Consider the following 16,529-nt stretch of genomic DNA (forward strand, 5'->3'; position numbering starts at 1 on the left):
AGCGCGGTTGGGGGGGGGGGGTGTCCCCCCGCCCCCCGCCGGGGGGGGGGGGCCCCCGCTCCACACACTCTGAATTCGCGGGACGCCCCCTCACCCGCCTCGCTTCGCTCGGCACCCTCTCCCACGAGGGGAGAGGGTCGGGCCGTGCCGCGTCGAACGGAACGAAGTCGTCCCGCCTCACACGGCGAGGCGGTCGAGCTCCAGCGGGACGATCGGATCGTTCTTGGAGTTGCGCAGCGTCAGCGTGGTCTTGACGTTGCGCACGTTGGGGGCCGAGGTCAACTCGGCGACCAGCGCCTGGAAGGTCGACAGGTTGGGCGCGACGCACTTCAGCAGGAAGTCGATCTCGCCCGACAGCATCCAGCATTCGCGGACCAGCGGCTTCGAGCGCACATAGGCCTCGAAGGCGACGAGGTCGGCCTCGGCCTGGCTCGACAGGTGCACCATGGCGAAGGCCGTCACCTCGTAGCCGAGCCGCTTCTCGTCGAGCAGGGCCCGGTAGCCGGTGATGAAGCCGGCCTCCTCCAGCGCCCGCACGCGCCGCAGGCAGGGCGGCGGCGAGATGCCCACGCGGCGGGCGAGCTCCACATTTGTCATGCGGCCGTCCTCCTGGAGCTCTTTCAGGATTCGGTGGTCGATCGCATCGAGACGGTAAGGCACGGGGCTCTCCAGGGTCGTCGCCGCATCGTCGGGCACGACTCGCGACAGCATTATCGCAAGAGATGTGCCATCGGAAATAATATTGCGTATGGCAGCCCCCCCGGTTGTTCACGGAAATGAGCATCGTTGTTCACCGATATTCATCTCCGGGGTTATGCGTGGCTTGCATGCCTCGTAGGAATGTCTACATTGACACCGCCGTCCGCGGTGTCGCGGCTGGCTCTCCGAACGCGTCAGAACGAGGCTTTGCATGGCCGAGACCACCCATGCCCGCGTGGTGATCATCGGATCGGGGCCGGCCGGATACACGGCGGCCGTCTACGCGGCCCGCGCCATGCTGGAGCCGGTGCTGATCCAGGGCATCCAGCCGGGCGGCCAGCTCACCATCACGACCGACGTCGAGAACTATCCGGGCTTCGCCGAGCCGATCCAGGGCCCCTGGCTCATGGAGCAGATGCAGAAGCAGGCCGAGCATGTCGGCACCCGGATCGTCACCGACCACGTCAACGCGGTCGACCTGAAGCAGCGGCCGTTCCGGCTCGTCTGCGATTCGGGCGACGTCTATTTCGCCGATGTTCTGATCGTCGCAACGGGAGCCCAGGCCCGCTGGCTCGGCATTCCGTCGGAGGAGAAATTCAAGGGCTACGGCGTGTCGGCCTGCGCGACCTGCGATGGTTTCTTCTACCGAAACAAGCAGGTCGTGGTGGTCGGCGGCGGCAACTCGGCCGTCGAGGAGGCGCTGTTCCTCACCAACTTCGCCTCCAAGGTGACGGTGGTGCACCGGCGCGACGCCTTCCGGTCCGAGAAGATCCTGCAGGACCGGCTGTTCAAGAATCCCAAGATCGAGGTGATCTGGAACAGCGCGATCGACGAGATCGTCGGCACCGAGGACCCGCTCAAGGTGACGGGCGTCCGGCTGCGCAACGTGCAGACCGGCGCGATCACCGAGCGCGCCGTCGACGGCGTCTTCGTCGCCATCGGCCACGCCCCGGCGACCGAGCTGGTCGCCGGCCAGCTCGAGCTCAAGCCGTCCGGCTACGTCAAGGTGGCGCCGTTCTCCACCGCCACCTCGGTGCCGGGCGTGTTCGCGGCCGGCGACGTCGCCGACGACGTCTACCGGCAGGCCGTCACGGCGGCCGGCATGGGCTGCATGGCGGCCCTGGAGGCGGAGCGGTTCCTGGCCGCCCATGCCGAGACGCGCGCAGCCGCCGAATGACCGGTCGGGATTTTTCAACCATGGCATCCGGTTTCGATCCGGGGAGTTGCTCGGCGGCACGGCCCGCGACCCCGAATCGTGCCAGACAAGGACAAGCGCCGGTCGGTCCCGATCGGCCAGGTGCTCGCGCGCAACCGCGGGCCGGGATGGGAACGGGCGACGCCCGCGAACGAACATGGATTGGGACAAGCTGAAGGTCTTCCACGCTGCCGCCGAGGCGGGCAGCTTCACCCATGCGGGCGAGCAGCTCGGGCTGTCGCAGTCGGCGGTCTCGCGCCAGGTCAGCGCGCTGGAGCAGGAGCTGGCGGTGGCGCTGTTTCATCGCCACGCCCGCGGCCTGATCCTCACCGAGCAGGGCGAGCTCCTGTATCGCACCGCGCACGACGTGTTCATGAAGCTCGAATCGGTGCGGGTGAAGCTCACCGACAGCCGCGAGCGGCCGCACGGCGACCTGCGGGTGACCACGACGATCGGCATGGGCGTGCACTGGCTCACGCCGCGGCTCGGCGAGTTCACGGATCTCTATCCCGACATCCGCATCACGCTGATCACCACGGAAGAGGAGCTCGACCTCGCGATGCGCGAGGCCGACGTGGCGATCCGGCTGCGCCAGCCGACCCAGCCCGACCTGATCCAGCGCAAGCTGTTCTCGGTCCACTACCACGCCTACGCGTCGCCGGAGTATCTCAAGCGCTTCGGCACGCCGCGCTCGATCGAGGACCTCGACAAGCACCGCCTCGTCGTGCTCGGCGGCACCGTGGTGCCGATCAACCTGCAGAGCGCCCGCTGGCTGCTGACCGCCGGCCGCGAGGGCAAGGACCTGCGCTCGCCGCACCTGATCATCACCAACATCGCCGGCGTGCTGCGCGCCTGCCAGCGCGGCATCGGCATCGCCATGTTGCCCGACTACATCCTCGAGGACGACCAGAGTCTGGTGACGCTGTTCAGCGACGACGAGGCGGTCTCGCTCGACGCCTATTTCGTCTATCCGGAGGAGCTGAAGTCGGTCGCCCGCGTGCAGGCCTTCCGCGACTTCCTGGTCAGCAAGGCGCAGCGCTGGAACTACTGAGAGCAACGACCCGCTGATGCGGACCGGGGCCGGCACTCGGGCCCGGCCTTCGGCCGACCCGGGCACAGGCCTTGTGCCGGCATCCACGTCGTCAATCCCGTTCGGCGACGAAGACCGTGGACGGCCGGGACAGCAAGCCCGGCCATGACGGACGGCCGCCTCCGCGGGCGCGTCTTCTGGGCGATAACCGCCCGCGGTTCTTCGCTTGCGAACAGCCCTGCGGGCTAGGCAATGGTGGCATGTCGTCACCACCATTGCACCGGGGCGGCCCCCCCGACATGCTGACCTCAGCTGTTGGCGACGGCTTCCTCCCACATCTGCCCGTTTGCCGTCAGCTGTCCCTCTGGAAGGTGTTGTCGGCGTTTGCCGACGAAACTACGCCGGGTCGCGAGACCCGGCGTTTTTTATTGGGCCGACCCGCTTCGGGCCGTCGTTCCGGGGCCCGGACCCATCGGCGCTGACTCGAGTTCGAAGCCTCTCCGTCGTCGTGCTCCGCGAAGGCGGAGCACCCGGTACGCCGCAACGTCTCGACCGAAGCAACGGAGCCCGGTGGATACTGGGTCGTCCGCCTGCGCGAGGGCTTTGCTTATTCCGGTCATTCCGGGCCGGCGCGGAGCGCCGGACCCGGAATCCAGCCCGGAATGGCGAGTTCGGAGCTGGATTCCGGGTTCGCGCCTTCGGCGCGCCCCGGAATGACGGATTATGCGAAGCCCTCGCCTGCGCGGACGACGACCACCGAGAGGCTGTAGCTTCGATCGCATCTCGGCGCCCGGAGTCACGCCCAGAGGCGCTCCTTCTCCATCCCGGCGTAGAGGCCCGCCACCTGCTCGGCGTAGCCGTTGAACAGCAGGGTGGGGCGGCGCTCGTCGGTGCCGAGCACCCGCTCGGAGGCCTGGCTCCAGCGCGGGTGGGCGACGGCCGGGTTGACGTTCGCCCAGAAGCCGTACTCGCTCGCCTGCAGGGCCTCCCAGTAGCTCTTCGGCTGCTTGTCCGTGAAGGTGAAGCGGACGATCGACTTGATCGACTTGAAGCCGTACTTCCACGGCACCGCGAGGCGCAGCGGCGCGCCCATCTGCTTGGCCACCGGCTTGCCGTAGGCGCCCGTCACCAGGAAGGCGAGGTCGTTGGTCGCCTCGGCGACGGTGAGGCCCTCGACATAGGGCCACGGATACCAGGTCTGGCGCTGCCCCGGCGCGACGCTCGGGTCCTTGAACGTCTCCATCCGCACATATTTGGCCGAGCCGAGCGGCTTCGCCATCTCGACCAGCCGCGCCATCGGGAAGCCGGTCCACGGGATCGCCATCGACCACGCCTCGACGCAGCGGTGGCGGTAGAGCCGCTCCTCCAGCGACACCTGCTTGAGGAGGTCGTCGATGCCGATCTCGAACGGCTTCTCCACCATGCCGTCGATGGCGATCGTCCAGGGCCGCAGCTTCAGCGCCTGGGCGGCCCGGGCGACCGACTTCGACGACCCGAACTCGTAGAAGTTGTTGTAGTTGAGGTTCACCTGCTCGTCGGTGACGGGCCGGTCGAGCGTGAAGGCCGGGTTGCGCCCGGCCGGATAGAGCGAGGCGGTCGGGTCGGGCGCATCGGCGATGCGCTGCGCCGCCGCGGCGCCGGGGAGCAGCGCCGTCGCGGCGATCGCGCCGGTCCCGGCGAGGAGGCGGCGGCGGTCGATCCCGAAGGCCAACGCCTCCGGGGTGGCGGCACTCTCGGGCAGGGCCCAGGCGGGACGTTTGATGACGTGCATGGCGTACTCCGGGGGGCTCTCGGGGTCGCGGGGACCTCACGAGGAGATACGGCCGAACCGGTGCGCTTGTTTCGTCGGTTCCACGAGAATCGTGGCCGGTGCGGCGTCGCGGTCGTCTCCATCAGCTACGGGCCGCCCGGATCACCGGCAAGTCACGGATGCGGGAGGGGGCGGCACCAGCTTCTTCCTCTCCCCTTGCGGGAGAGGGTGCCCGAGCGAAGCTCGGGCGGGTGAGGGGGCCATCCGCGAACTCGGAGCGAGAGGGGCGCCCCCTCACCCTGTCTCGGACCTTCGGTCCGAGACACCCTCTCCCGCGAGGGGAGAGGGAAGAGAGGGGCGTTCCCCCTCTTACCTCCGCAGGGCGCCGCCGATGACGCCGCCGATGAAGGCACCGGCGGCGCCGTCGAACGGGCTCGACTGCTGCTGCGACCGGGCCGGCCGCATCTCGCCGGCCGGCGGCTGCTCGACCCGCGGCCGCGGCGCCGCCTGGCGCACGGTCGGGCGCTCCTCGACGGGCTGCGCCTCGGCGAGCAGCGCCTTGTGTTGCGGGGCGTTGAGGAAGCCGGTCTCGACATAGCCGCGGGCCGCCTGCCAGCGGCGGATCACGCCGCGCGTCTCCGGGCCGAACTTGCCGGTCGCCGTCACCTCGAAGCCCAGCCCGGTCAGCCGGCGCTGCACGTCGCGGCGCTGCGCCTGCTTGAGGCCGAGCCGGTCCTCGGTGAGCTGGGTCGCCTCGGCGGTCAGCACGGCGGGGTCGACGCCGGGCGCCAGCGTCCGTTCGGGCTTCGGCGGCGCCGCCTTGAGCGAGGCGATGCGGGCCAGCGCGATCGGGCGGAACTGGCCGTTCGGGAAGTTGGTCAGATAGGCGTCGAGCTCCTCGACCTTGTTGGAGTCGCGGATCGACCGCCAGAACTCCAGCTCCACCTCGGACGAGACCGGGCCCGCCGCGGCCGTCGCGACGGCCGGGCCCGGGGAGGTCGAGGCCGAGGCGGTGTCGGCCGCCGGGTTCAGGTAGACGGTGCCGATCAGGTTGGTGTGGCCCCACGGGAGCTGCTGCTTGCGGGTCTCCTCGTTGACCTGCGCCCGCACCTTGGTCATCGCCTGCTGGATCTCGACGCCCGGCGTCGCGATGTGCTCGAGCAGCGCGCGGGTGAACGGGCTGTTGCCGCCGGCCGAGCCGTCGAGCGCGGTCTGGCCCGGGCCGGTCGCGAAGGCGATCAGCGTGCCCTCGCCGGACTTCATCTCGGCCAGCCCGTTGCCCACCGTGACGCTGCGGGTGCGGGCCGCCGAGCGGATGCGCTCGGCGAACGGGTTGTCACGGCAGGCGTCGAGGAAGACGAGCTTGACCTTGGCGTCGCCCATCGTCTGGTCGAGCGTGGTGTCGACATCGATGGCGGCGCCGAGCTTCACGTCCATCTCGGACTTCAGGTCGGCGTCGACCGGCAGCAGGTAGTTGACGCCGTTCACCGCGATGCCGTGGCCGGCATAGAAGAACACCGCGATGTCGGCGCCCTGCGCCTTGCGGCCGAACTCGATCAGCTTCGCGGTCATGCCCTCGCGGGTGAGATCCGTGCCCTCGACCACCTCGAAGCCGATGTTGCGCAGCTTCGCCGCCATGGCGGCGGAATCGATGGTCGGATTGGGCAGCGGCATCACGGTCCGGTAGTCGCCGTTGCCGAGCACGAAGGCGACGCGACGGTCCGCCTGCGCGGCCATCGAGGACAGGAGCACGCACACGAGCGACAGGGCTGGAGCAGCGATCCGCATGGCCGACCTCGTAACGGGTGTCGTCTCCAGCTACCACCGGTCGCAGACGGCGGCCAGTGCAGGGCTGCAACAGCCGGACACGGATTGAAACAATCGGGATGGCGCGGGACGGTCGCCCGTCGATGTCGCAGACCGCGCCGCACCGTCCGCTCATCCCCGCGCAAGCGGGGATCCAGGGCCACATGTCGGGCCGCCCCTGGGTCCCCGCCTTCGCGGGGACGAGCGGAGTTCGGCGCCGAGGCCGTCTGCCGAACCCGGCGTCGGCCCCTGCCGCAGCGGCGCAGCGCCCCCCGGCGTCGGGTACCGGCGCGCAGCTTCGGTCAGGCCGCGAACGGGTTCCAGCGGCGGCGCTCGGGGGCGCGCACGCCGGTGTGGCGCTGCAGCGTGGCGATGAACTGGTCCTTCGGCATCGGCCGGGCGAACAGGTAGCCCTGGCCGACCACGCAGCCGATGCCCTGCAGCTTATGGCTCTCGTGCGGCGTCTCGATGCCTTCGGCGACGGTCTTCAGGTCGAACCGCTTGGCGAGCTCGACGATGGTCTCCAGCATGCCGGCATTGGTGCGGTCGGTGTGGCAGTCGGTGACGTAGGCGCGGTCGATCTTCAGCTCGGTGAAGGGCAGCTGGCGCAGCCGCGCGAGCGACGAGTAGCCGGCGCCGAAGTCGTCCACGGCGAGGCCGCAGTTCTGGCTGCGCAGCTCGGCCGCCACCTCGTTGGCGACGTCGAGATCGTTCATCGCCTGGTCCTCGGTGACCTCGAGGATGAGGCCCGGCCACTCCCTGCTGCGCGAGCGGCCCTCGCGGATCATCCGGGCGATCGGCAGCCGCACGAAGGCGTTGGCCGGCACGTTGACGGCGAGCTTGAGGTGGGGCGCGCCGACCGCCCGGCAGTCCTCCCAGTCGCGCAGGGCCTCGGCGATCACCCGCTCGGTCATCGCCAGCATCGCCGCGTCGGCGGCGCCGGGCAGGAACACGCCCGGCGGCAGCACGCCGAGCTCCGGGTGCCGCACCCGGATCAGCGCCTCGGCCCCCACCATCCTGCGCGAGTGCAGGTCGAACTTGGGCTGATACCAGACCTCCAGCCACTTGCGGTCGAGCGCCTTCTGCAGCGTCACCTTGGGCTTGCCGTCGGGGCCGCACTCGTCGTCGGCGCGCGACAACATGGAACGGATGTGCTCGAACATACGGGACCTGCGCGGCGTCGCTCGGGGTCGATCTTCTGTCGGCTGTCGCCACGACTGTCGGGGCCGGGTCCTTGAGATTCGGTAGCGCCCCGGCGGGGTTCGGCGTCATGGTTAGGAGTTCGTCACAACCCGCGGTAAGACCGTAAGTCCCGCCGGTCCGTCCGGCGCCGCCGCGGACCCGCCGCGTTGCCTTTTGCGGCCGCATGGGCGATGCAGCGGGCAGGGCGATTCACCGGGGCGCGCGGGGGCGGGCACCGGTCCGCCCGGGCGAGACCGGCCGGGGTGGGGGCATGCTGGACATTCTCAACTGGGGGCCGGTCGGACGCTGGCTGCATCTCGGCGCGGTGCGGACGCTGCCGCTGTGGCGCTCGGTGATGGTCGGCCGGTATCGCGGCGCGGAGGCCTGCCGGGCGGCGCTCGGCGAGGCCGGCATCCAGGTCAGCGCCGACGCCGACGCGCTGCTCGGCCGCCCGTCCGTCCGCTGGAGCGACCGCAAGCGGGTGCTCGATCTCGCCGTGGTGTCGCCGGCCGACCTCGGCTTCCCCCGCGGCGCCCGGTGGGGCGAGATCCGGGCCGCCGCCAAGGCGGCGCGGCTCGGCCTCGCGCCGGCCGAGCTCGGCCCGGCGCTGCGCCTCGCCTATCGCGAGCAGCCGCACGGCGAGCGCCTGGTGCTCGCCATGCAGGCGCCCGGCGAGCCCGACCAGGAGCCGCTGACCTTCTCGCTCGATCACGACGACGACGGCCTGTGGCTCGACGTCCACGACGGCCACCCGGACGTCCTCTGGCGTCCCGACGACCGCTTCGTCTTCGTGCGCAAGCCGCCGCGCTGGGGGCTTTGAGGGGGGCGGCGCCGGAGGCGCCGTCAACACGCGACGCGGGCCACGTCCATGTGGGTGAAGTCGTCGCCCTCGAACAGCAACGGAATGGCCATGGTGGTCGCCAGTGCGTAAGCCGCGCAGTCGGCGAGGTTCAGGCGGGCATCGGGATCGATGCCCTTGCCGAACCGATCGAACGCAGCAACAGCGGCGCGAAGCTGGGTCTCGTCGAACGGGACGATCACGAAATCGTTCTCGACGCGGAGAAACCGCCAGAACCGTGCTACGGCGTGCGGCCCGCGACGGGCCCGCAGCACGATCGCGGTCTCGTGGGCGTTGACGGCGGAGACGAGCAGCCGGTCGGCCCGTTCGAGCGGCGGCGAACACGGCCGCGTCGGGCTCGGCTTCGAGAATGGCGACGAGGGCGGAGCTGTCGACCGCGATCATGGGGATGCGAGATCGTCCATGATCTGCTTCGACGTGCGCGAATCGAGCAGCGGCATCGCGGCGATCTCGCGACCGACGGCGAGCATCTGCTCGGCGCTCATCCGACGACGGCGGCCGGCTGGGCCCGTCTCGGCGAGTCCGGCCGCCTGTGCGCTGTCCGCCACGGCGCGCCGGATCGCTTCCGCCACGGACACGCCCTGAGCCTCGGCGAGCTGCCGGGCGAGCCGTAGGATATCGTGCGGCAGCTCGTTCATCGCGATCTCCGGATGGCGATGTCCGGGAGGGGCCGCGGGCGCGCCGCGACCCCCGGAGGTCGAATGCCGTCAGTTCACTCCGCCGCCTTCCGGGCGGCGACGATCTGGTCGGCGGTCTTGCCGGTCAGCTCGGCCATGTGGTCGAACTTGAACGTGAAGGTGCCGACGCCGGCGGTGGCCGAGCGGACCTCGATGATCAGGTCGCCGATCTCCGACTCGGGCATCTGGGCCCGCACCGTGTCCCAGCCGGGCCAGCCCTCGCGGGTGTCGAAGCCGAGGATCTGGCCGCGACGGCCCGACAGGATCGCGTTGATCTTGGCGGTCGCCTCGGTCGGGCAGACGATCTCGACCTCGTGGATCGGCTCCAGCAGCACCGGCTGGCACTGCGGCAGCGCCTCGTTGATGCCGATGCGGCCGGCGGTGCGGAACGCCATGTCGGACGAGTCGACCGTGTGGTACGAGCCGTCGATCAGCGCCACCGCGATGTCGACCACCGGGAAGCCGAGCGGCCCCTCCTTGAGGGCGTCCTTCACGCCTTCCTCGACCGACGGGATGTAGTTGCGCGGCACCACGCCGCCGGTGATGCGCTCGGAGAACTGGAAGCCCGAGCTGCGCGGCAGCGGCGAGATCTCCAGCACCACGTCGCCGAACTGGCCGTGGCCGCCCGACTGCTTCTTGTGGCGGCCGCGCTGGGTGACGGTCTTGCGGATGGTCTCGCGGTAGCCGACGCTCGGCTTGTGGCGCTCGATGGCGACGCCGAACCGGTCGGCGAGCCGCTCGGTGGCGACCCGCAGATGCATCTCGCCCTGGCCCCAGATGACCACCTCGTGGGTCTCCTGGTTCTGGATCACCGTGATCGAGGGATCCTCGTCGAGCAGCTTGGCCAGCGCCTGGCCGAGCTTGACGTCGTCCTTGCGCTCCTTCGCCGCCACCGCGATGTTGAGCACCGGCGGAGAGGGCGCCACCGCGACGAGCGCCTTGTGCGGCGTCTTGCCGGTGGAGAGCGTGTCGCCGGTCCTGGCCCCGTCGAGCTTGGCGAGCGCGACGGTCTCGCCCGCCTGCGCCGGGCCGCGCTTCTCCTGGGTCTGGCCCAGCATCTTGAACACGCCGGCGACCCGCCCGACCTCGTCGGTCGGCGAATGCAGCACGGTCGAGTCGCCGACCTGGCCGGCCAGCACGCGGGCGATCGACAGCTTGCCGCCATGCGTGGTGTGGAAGGTCTTCATCACGTAGGCGACGCTCTCGCCGTTCGCCTTGACGCCGAGCCGCTCGGCCGTCTGGGCCGGGCCGGGGGCCTCGTGGCGCAGCGCCTTGAGCAGGCGCAGGATGCCGTTGGTGCGGCTCGCCACGCCCATCAGCATCGGGCAGACCTGCCGCTCGCGCATCTCCTTGCGCAGATCGTCGAAGACGCGGTCGCGCGGCGGCGTGATGTCCTCGAGCAGCTGCTCCATCAGCGCGTCGTCGTGATCGGCGAGCGTCTCCAGCATGGAGAAGCGCGCCTGCTTCTCGGCGTCGAGCGTGTCGCCCTCCAGCGGCACCATCTCGGACGGCTGGTTCTCGCGGTAGACGAAGGCGCGCTCGAGCGCGAGGTCGACGAAGCCGGTGACGGCCTCGCCGCTCCAGGTCGGGATCTGGCGCAGGAGCAGCGGCACGCGCGACGCCGGCTGCAGCATGCGCAGCGCGTCGGAGAGCCGGGTGTCGGCCTTGTCGATCTTGTTGAGGAACAGGAGGTGCGGGACGTTCAGCTCCTCCAGCTCGCGCAGGATGAGCTGGAGCTGCGGCACCTTCTTCTCGTCCGCCTCGCAGACCACGATGGCCGCGTCGACGGCCGGCAGCGCGGTGCGCATGTCGTGCACGAACTCGACCGAGCCGGGGCAGTCGACGAACGTGTAGGCGTCGCCCATGAAGGTCGTCGTGGCGACCGAGAGCTCGACGCTCATGCGGTGGTCGCGCGCCTCCTTGCTGGCGTCGCCGACCGTGGTCCCCTGGTCCACGGTGCCCTGGCGGGTGATCGCGCCCGTGCGGGCCAGGATCGCCTCCAGGAGCGTCGTCTTGCCGCTCTGGAACGGTCCGACGATCGCTATGCACCGTGGGCCTGTGGGGCCGCCTCCATTGTCTCCCATATCGTGCCTCCGTCGCGGTCGGCTCGACCCCGTCGCGGGGCCGAGGCAGCCATGTCCTGACAACGGGACCGGCCCTGCTTGTGCCGTTCCCGGCGAATTCGCGGATCCAGAGGGGGCGCGGGAGGCGCCCCGCAAGAGGAACCGGCGTGTCTGCTCCGGCGAGACCCCGTCACGACCGTGCGGTCGTCACGATGCCTGGCGGGAGCCTCCGCGGACGAGCCGGGCACGGCCGGGCGGCACGTGCGGGCAAGACGGCTCGATGCCACGGAGAAAGGCATCGGCGCAGATCAGCGGACGAACCGGAGCTCGAGGCCGGCGACGCCGGCGGCGATGTTCACGCCCGCCTGACCCTGAACCGAAACCGGCTGGAGCGCAACACTGCGGTCGTTGCCGCCGACCAGCACGTTGGCGCCGAGACCGGCGACCAAGGACGCCTCCGCGCTCGCGCCCGCATAGGCGCCGGCGAGCGCGCCGACCGGACGGGTGGTGGGCGAGTAGACCATCCACACCATGACGCCGCCGGCGGTGGCGCCGATGTCCAGGCCGACCCGGGTGATGCTGCCCGTGTAGGTCTCCACCGGGCCGTTCAGCGAGGGCGTGAAGGTGCAGTAGACCTGCCGCTGCGACCCGACGACCAGGCCGATGCCGGCGGACACGTCGCAGGACAGGCTGCCGGCCTGCACCCGTTCCTGGGCGGGCGCCGCGGTGGCCAGCACGACGGCCGCGAGGGCCGCCGCCGATCCCGCAAGGACGTTTCGCATGAAGTGTTTCCCCCTGAGATTGACCCGTCGGCCCGGTCGGCCGCGGTGCCTTCGAGCGCGCCGCACGGGCCGTCCCGGAGGCGCCCGGCGGCGCCGGCCTCCCGCGCCGCGAGCGGTGCGGGAGGCTTCATCTTAGGTCGAATCGGAGGAGGTGTCGCGCGGGTTTTTCGCCGCACGGCGGCAGGAAAAACCCCTATTTACCCGTCACTTCAGGTTGCCGCAAAATCGCTGGATGCGCTCGCAGGCGGCCTGCAGGGCGCTCGTCGCCGTGGCGTAGGAGATGCGGAAATTGGGGCCGTGGCCGAAGGCCGAGCCCTGCACCACCGCGACGCCTTCCGCTTCCAGCAGCTCGGTCACGAAGTCCTGGTCGGTCTCGATGCGCTTGCCCGACGGCGCCACCTTGCCGATCGTGCCGGCGCAGGACGGGAACACGTAGAAGGCGCCCTCCGGCACCGGGCAGTCGATGCCGCTGGCCTGGTTGAGCATCGAGACGACGAGGTCGCGGCGCTCCTTGAACACCTTGTTGTGCGCCGGGATGAAGTCCTTCGGCCCGTTCAGCGCCTCGACCGAGGCCCACTGGGCGATCGAGCTCGGGTTGGAGGTCGACTGCGACTGGATGGTCGCCATCGCCTGGATGAGGGGCTCCGGCCCGCCGGCGAAGCCGATGCGCCAGCCGGTCATGCAATAGGCCTTGGACACGCCGTTCACCGTCAGGGTGCGGTCGAACAGCCCCGGCTCGACCTGCGCCGGGGTGGTGAACACGAAGTCGTCGTAGACGAGGTGCTCGTACATGTCGTCGGTCATCACCCACACATGCGGGTGGCGCAGCAGCACGTCGGTGAGCGCCTTCAGCTCGGCGCGCGTGTAGGCGGCGCCGCTCGGGTTGGACGGCGAGTTGAGGAGCAGCCACTTGGTCTTCGGCCCGATGGCGCGCTCCAGTGTCTCGGCCGTCAGCTTGAAGCCGGAGGCCTGCGTGGTCGGCACCTCGACCGGGGTGCCGCCGGCGAGCAGCACCATCTCCGGATAGCTGACCCAGTAGGGCGCCGGGATGATCACCTCGTCGCCGGGATTCAGCGTCGCCATGAAGGCGTTGTAGAGCACCTGCTTGCCGCCGGTGCCGACCGAGATCTGCGAGGGCTTGTACGTGAGCCCGTTCTCGACCTCGAACTTGCGCGCCACCGCGGCCTTCAGCTCGGGAATGCCGTCGACGTTCGTGTACTTCGTCTTGCCGTCGCGGATCGCCTTGATGGCGGCGTCCTTGATGTTGTCCGGCGTGTCGAAGTCGGGCTCGCCGGAGCCGAGACCGATCACGTCGCGGCCCGCCGCTTTGAGGGCGCGCGCCTTGTCGGCGACCGCGATGGTCGCGGACGGCTTGATGCGGGCGAGCGAGTCGGCGAGGAAGGCCATGGGAAGCTCCTGTCTTCGGGCGCCGAGTGTCCTAGAGCGCCGGCCGGCGCGGGGCAAGACCGGAGTGGTTCTCGTGCGGCTCGGGCCCGACAAGGGCGGGTGGCCGTGCGGGCCGGCCAGCGCCGCGGTCCGACGTCCCGGGGGGCGCCGCGAGGCGCGGGCCGGGGACCCGGACGACCGAAGGCGCGCCGGCGCACTCCCGCACACCAAGCATTAGGCGGCCTGCCGTAAGCTGCGGGCGAGCGGGAGGCGGGCATGGCGCTTCGGGAGACCCTGAGACGCGGCGACTGGCTGACGCGCGAGCGCGTGCGGCTGTGGGCGCTGGCGCTCGCCGGCTTCTCGGCCGTCGCCGCCGTCGTCGTCGCGGCGACCTCGAACGGCTGGACCGACTGGCAGGGCCGGCCGCTCGCCACCGACTTCTCCTGCTTCTGGACCGCCGGCCGCTTCGTGCTGGAGGGCCGCCCGGCGCTCGCCTTCGACGACGCCGCGCTGTTCGCCCTGCAGCGGGCGACCTTCGGGCCGGAGACGCCGTTCTACGGCTGGCTCTATCCGCCGGTGTTCCTGCTGGTCGCCGGCCTGCTCGCGACGCTGCCCTATCCGGTCGCGCTCGGCCTGTGGCTCGCCGTCACCGGGGCCCTCTACGTCCTGTCGATCCGGGCGATCCTGCGCAGCGCCGAGGATGGCGCGGCGCCCGACCCGCTGTGGCTGCTGCTCGTCCTCGCCTTTCCGGCCGTGTTCGTCACCGTCGGGCACGGGCAGAACGGCTTCCTCACCGCCGCGCTGTTCGGCGGCGCGCTGGCGATCCTCGACCGGCGGCCGATCCTGGCCGGGGTGCTGCTCGGGCTGCTCGTCTACAAGCCCCAGTTCGGCCTGCTGGTCCCGCTGGCGCTGGTCGCCGGCGGGCGGTGGCGGACCGCGGCCGCCGCGACCGCGACCGTGCTGGCGCTCGCCGGCCTCACCCTGGCGCTGCTCGGGCCGGAGCCGTGGCGCGCCGTCCTGGCGGCGAGCGGCGCGGTGCGGACCACGGTGCTGGAGCAGGGCGCCGCCGGCTGGCACAAGCTGCACGGCGTGTTCGCCTGGACGCGGTTCTGGGGCGGCCCGGTCGGGCTCGCCTATGCGCTGCACGGGCTGGTGGCGCTCGCCGTCGCCGTCGCCACCGCGTGGGCGTGGCGGGCGCCCGTCCGCCCGGCGCTGCGCTCGGCCCTGCTGCTCGCCGGCGCGTTTCTGGTCGCCCCGCACAGCCACGACTACGACCTGATGCTGCTCGCCCCCGCGCTGGCGTTCCTGATCACGGACGGCCGGCGCCACGGATTCGCCGCGTGGGAGAAATCACTCCTGGCGTTCGTCTTCGTGATGCCGCTGTTCACCCGCGCGGTCGCCGAGCACGCGCTCGTTCCCGTCGGGACCATCGCGGTGCTGGCTCTCCTGATCGTGATCGTGCGGCAGTGCATCAACGCCGCCGCGGTCGCTGCGGCGCCCATTTCCTGCCACGATCGAGAGCATCTGCGGTCGCCGGTCGCGTCCTAATTGAAGTCGCAATTCGAGCATGCAATGCTCGCCGCGACCGCCCGGCAATCCTCGCAATCGCAGACGACCGACGACCCGCCTTCGACGCGTGAGACTCGGACGCGTGAGACTCGGATGCGTGAAAAGCGGGCGCGTGAGATTCGGGCGCGCGAGACTCGCGTGCGTGACATTCGGACGCGACGGCGTCGGTCGGGATTCGGGAATGGCAGCCAGCGGCGGGAGCCACGGTCGGGATCGCATGTACACGCTCTACTCGATGCGGCGGTCGGGGAATTGCTACAAGGTGCGTCTCGCGCTGACGCAGCTGCGCATCCCGTATCGGCTCGTCGAGATCGACGTGCTGAAGGGCGAGAACCGCACCCCCGAGTTCCGCGCCAAGAACCCGAGCGGCCGGGTGCCGCTGCTGGAGGTCGCGGCGGGGCGCTGGCTGCCCGAGTCGAACGCCATCCTGTGGTACATCGCCGGCGGCACGCCGCTCGCGCCGGAGGACCGCTTCGAGCGCGCCGAGGCGCTGCGCTGGATGTTCTTCGAGCAGAACAGCATGGAGCCGAGCATCGGCTCGGCCTATTTCTGGCTCACCCTGGTGCGCGGCGGCCGCGACCTCAAGATGCACGAGATCGAGGGCTGGACCGAGGCCGGCTACGCCGCCCTCGGCCTGATGGAGGAGCACCTCGACGCCAACCGCTTCTTCGCCGCCGACCGGTACACCATCGCCGACATCGCGCTCTACGCCTACACCCACATCGCCGACCAGGCGGGCTTCGACCTCGCCGGCTTCCCGGCCATCCGCCGCTGGCTCGACCGCGTCGCCGCCCAGCCGAGGCACGTCACGATGCTGGAGGACGTGCCCGGCGCGCTGGAGACGGCGGGGTAGGACCTGCAATCCACGGCACACGATCCGGTCGACCGCGCGCCGCTCAGCGCGCCGCGGTCCGGGGATCGATCACGGTGAGGCCGGCGGCCGTGAAGGCGCTCGTGTCGCCGGACGCCACGGCGAAGCCGTGCGCGGCGGCGATCGCGGCGATGGTGCCGTCGGGCGTGGGGACGCCCCGTCCGGCCGCCCGCGCCGCCGCGGCGAGATCGGCACAGCGCCGCGCCGCCTCGGTATCGAAGGGCAGGAGTCCTCGCCCGCCGGCGCCCCCGCAGTCCTAACGCAAGCTCACGCGAGGCGTCGCAATTTGAATCAGTAATCGACGCCAGAATAAACCGATCCCATTGGTTTCGCGGCAATGATGGGACGGTCCGGGGCTCCCCGGATTCGACGCAGGGCCCACCGCTGTCCATTCCGAGACGTCGTCCGATGCCGAAGAACGTTTTCGACAGGCGCTCGTTTTTCGAGAAGCGCTGGCACGAGCTCACGCCCGACGAGCTCGCCGACGCGCACGTCGCCTATCACCAGGCGCTGGTGCGGTTCTTCAAGGTGATGGGCGAGAACCCCTTCACGCCCGAGAACCACACCCGGCTCGCCCGCATCTCCTCGGCCAGCGCCGCCCACTGCCGCAAGGTGGTGGCCCGTGCCCGGCGGACGCGGTCGCGCATGCAGTGACGTTTT

The 16,529-nt window shown here is 70.8% G+C and carries 15 protein-coding genes and 1 pseudogene; 6 read left to right on the forward strand and 10 right to left on the reverse strand.

All coding sequences use genetic code 11. The features are described from left to right. Window positions 1-177: 177 nt before the first annotated feature. The gene (locus J2S22_RS24255) at window positions 178-660 is read right to left on the reverse strand and encodes an Lrp/AsnC family transcriptional regulator (protein ID WP_272780002.1); all 483 of its coding nucleotides are present in this window, start codon (window positions 658-660) and stop codon (window positions 178-180) included. 250 nt (window positions 661-910) lie between these two features. Between J2S22_RS24255 and trxB the strand changes: the two genes are divergently transcribed. Then, window positions 911-1,876: a thioredoxin-disulfide reductase gene (trxB, locus tag J2S22_RS24260; protein WP_272780003.1), complete on the forward strand. Its 966-nt coding sequence runs from the start codon at window positions 911-913 to the stop codon at window positions 1,874-1,876. Window positions 1,877-2,051: 175 nt separating this feature from the next. Then, the gene (locus J2S22_RS24265) at window positions 2,052-2,945 is read left to right on the forward strand and encodes a LysR family transcriptional regulator (protein ID WP_272780004.1); all 894 of its coding nucleotides are present in this window, start codon (window positions 2,052-2,054) and stop codon (window positions 2,943-2,945) included. A 775-nt stretch (window positions 2,946-3,720) separates the two neighbouring features. Here the strand turns inward: J2S22_RS24265 and msrP are convergent. The 3 genes from msrP to J2S22_RS24280 form a co-directional block, all read right to left on the reverse strand. Then, complete coding sequence (gene msrP / locus J2S22_RS24270; protein WP_272780401.1) at window positions 3,721-4,695, reverse strand: protein-methionine-sulfoxide reductase catalytic subunit MsrP; 975 nt, start codon at window positions 4,693-4,695, stop codon at window positions 3,721-3,723. A gap of 348 nt (window positions 4,696-5,043) precedes the next feature. Continuing rightward, the gene (locus J2S22_RS24275; protein ID WP_272780400.1) at window positions 5,044-6,462 is read right to left on the reverse strand and encodes a caspase family protein; all 1,419 of its coding nucleotides are present in this window, start codon (window positions 6,460-6,462) and stop codon (window positions 5,044-5,046) included. A 320-nt stretch (window positions 6,463-6,782) separates the two neighbouring features. Then, on the reverse strand, window positions 6,783-7,622 hold the full coding sequence (locus J2S22_RS24280; protein ID WP_272780399.1) for an EAL domain-containing protein: 840 nt from the start codon (window positions 7,620-7,622) through the stop codon (window positions 6,783-6,785). Between the two features lie 311 nt (window positions 7,623-7,933). On the opposite strand from J2S22_RS24280, the gene J2S22_RS24285 reads away from it, so the two are divergent. After that, the gene (locus tag J2S22_RS24285) at window positions 7,934-8,482 is read left to right on the forward strand and encodes a hypothetical protein (RefSeq protein ID WP_272780398.1); all 549 of its coding nucleotides are present in this window, start codon (window positions 7,934-7,936) and stop codon (window positions 8,480-8,482) included. 23 nt (window positions 8,483-8,505) lie between these two features. Here the strand turns inward: J2S22_RS24285 and J2S22_RS24290 are convergent, their stop codons facing one another. The 5 genes from J2S22_RS24290 to J2S22_RS24310 form a co-directional block, all read right to left on the reverse strand. Beyond that, complete coding sequence (locus J2S22_RS24290; RefSeq protein WP_272780397.1) at window positions 8,506-8,775, reverse strand: PIN domain-containing protein; 270 nt, start codon at window positions 8,773-8,775, stop codon at window positions 8,506-8,508. A 126-nt stretch (window positions 8,776-8,901) separates the two neighbouring features. Beyond that, a complete protein-coding gene (locus tag J2S22_RS24295; RefSeq protein WP_272780396.1) occupies window positions 8,902-9,159 on the reverse strand; it encodes a type II toxin-antitoxin system VapB family antitoxin in 258 nt (85 codons plus the stop codon). A gap of 74 nt (window positions 9,160-9,233) precedes the next feature. Then, on the reverse strand, window positions 9,234-11,282 hold the full coding sequence (locus J2S22_RS24300; RefSeq protein ID WP_272780395.1) for an elongation factor G: 2,049 nt from the start codon (window positions 11,280-11,282) through the stop codon (window positions 9,234-9,236). Between the two features lie 287 nt (window positions 11,283-11,569). Beyond that, window positions 11,570-12,043, reverse strand: coding sequence for a DUF992 domain-containing protein (locus J2S22_RS24305; protein ID WP_272780394.1), 474 nt, complete (start codon window positions 12,041-12,043; stop codon window positions 11,570-11,572). Between the two features lie 204 nt (window positions 12,044-12,247). Next, the gene (locus J2S22_RS24310) at window positions 12,248-13,450 is read right to left on the reverse strand and encodes a pyridoxal phosphate-dependent aminotransferase (protein WP_272780393.1); all 1,203 of its coding nucleotides are present in this window, start codon (window positions 13,448-13,450) and stop codon (window positions 12,248-12,250) included. A 255-nt stretch (window positions 13,451-13,705) separates the two neighbouring features. Here J2S22_RS24310 and J2S22_RS24315 point away from each other — a divergent pair, with 255 nt between their 5' ends. Both J2S22_RS24315 and J2S22_RS24320 read left to right on the forward strand, forming a co-directional pair. Beyond that, on the forward strand, window positions 13,706-14,977 hold the full coding sequence (locus J2S22_RS24315) for a glycosyltransferase family 87 protein (protein WP_272780392.1): 1,272 nt from the start codon (window positions 13,706-13,708) through the stop codon (window positions 14,975-14,977). A 238-nt stretch (window positions 14,978-15,215) separates the two neighbouring features. Further along, complete coding sequence (locus J2S22_RS24320) at window positions 15,216-15,851, forward strand: glutathione S-transferase family protein (RefSeq protein ID WP_272780402.1); 636 nt, start codon at window positions 15,216-15,218, stop codon at window positions 15,849-15,851. Window positions 15,852-15,894: 43 nt separating this feature from the next. Here J2S22_RS24320 and J2S22_RS24325 read toward each other — a convergent pair. Continuing rightward, window positions 15,895-16,098, reverse strand: a pseudogene (locus J2S22_RS24325) (VapC toxin family PIN domain ribonuclease); the annotation flags it as partial. 179 nt (window positions 16,099-16,277) lie between these two features. Between J2S22_RS24325 and J2S22_RS24330 the strand changes: the two are divergent. Continuing rightward, on the forward strand, window positions 16,278-16,523 hold the full coding sequence (locus tag J2S22_RS24330) for a hypothetical protein (RefSeq protein WP_272780391.1): 246 nt from the start codon (window positions 16,278-16,280) through the stop codon (window positions 16,521-16,523). Window positions 16,524-16,529: the final 6 nt, after the last annotated feature.

The sequence above is a fragment of the Rhodoplanes tepidamans genome, from assembly GCF_030813915.1.
Taxonomy (GTDB): Bacteria; Pseudomonadota; Alphaproteobacteria; order Rhizobiales; family Xanthobacteraceae; genus Rhodoplanes; species Rhodoplanes tepidamans.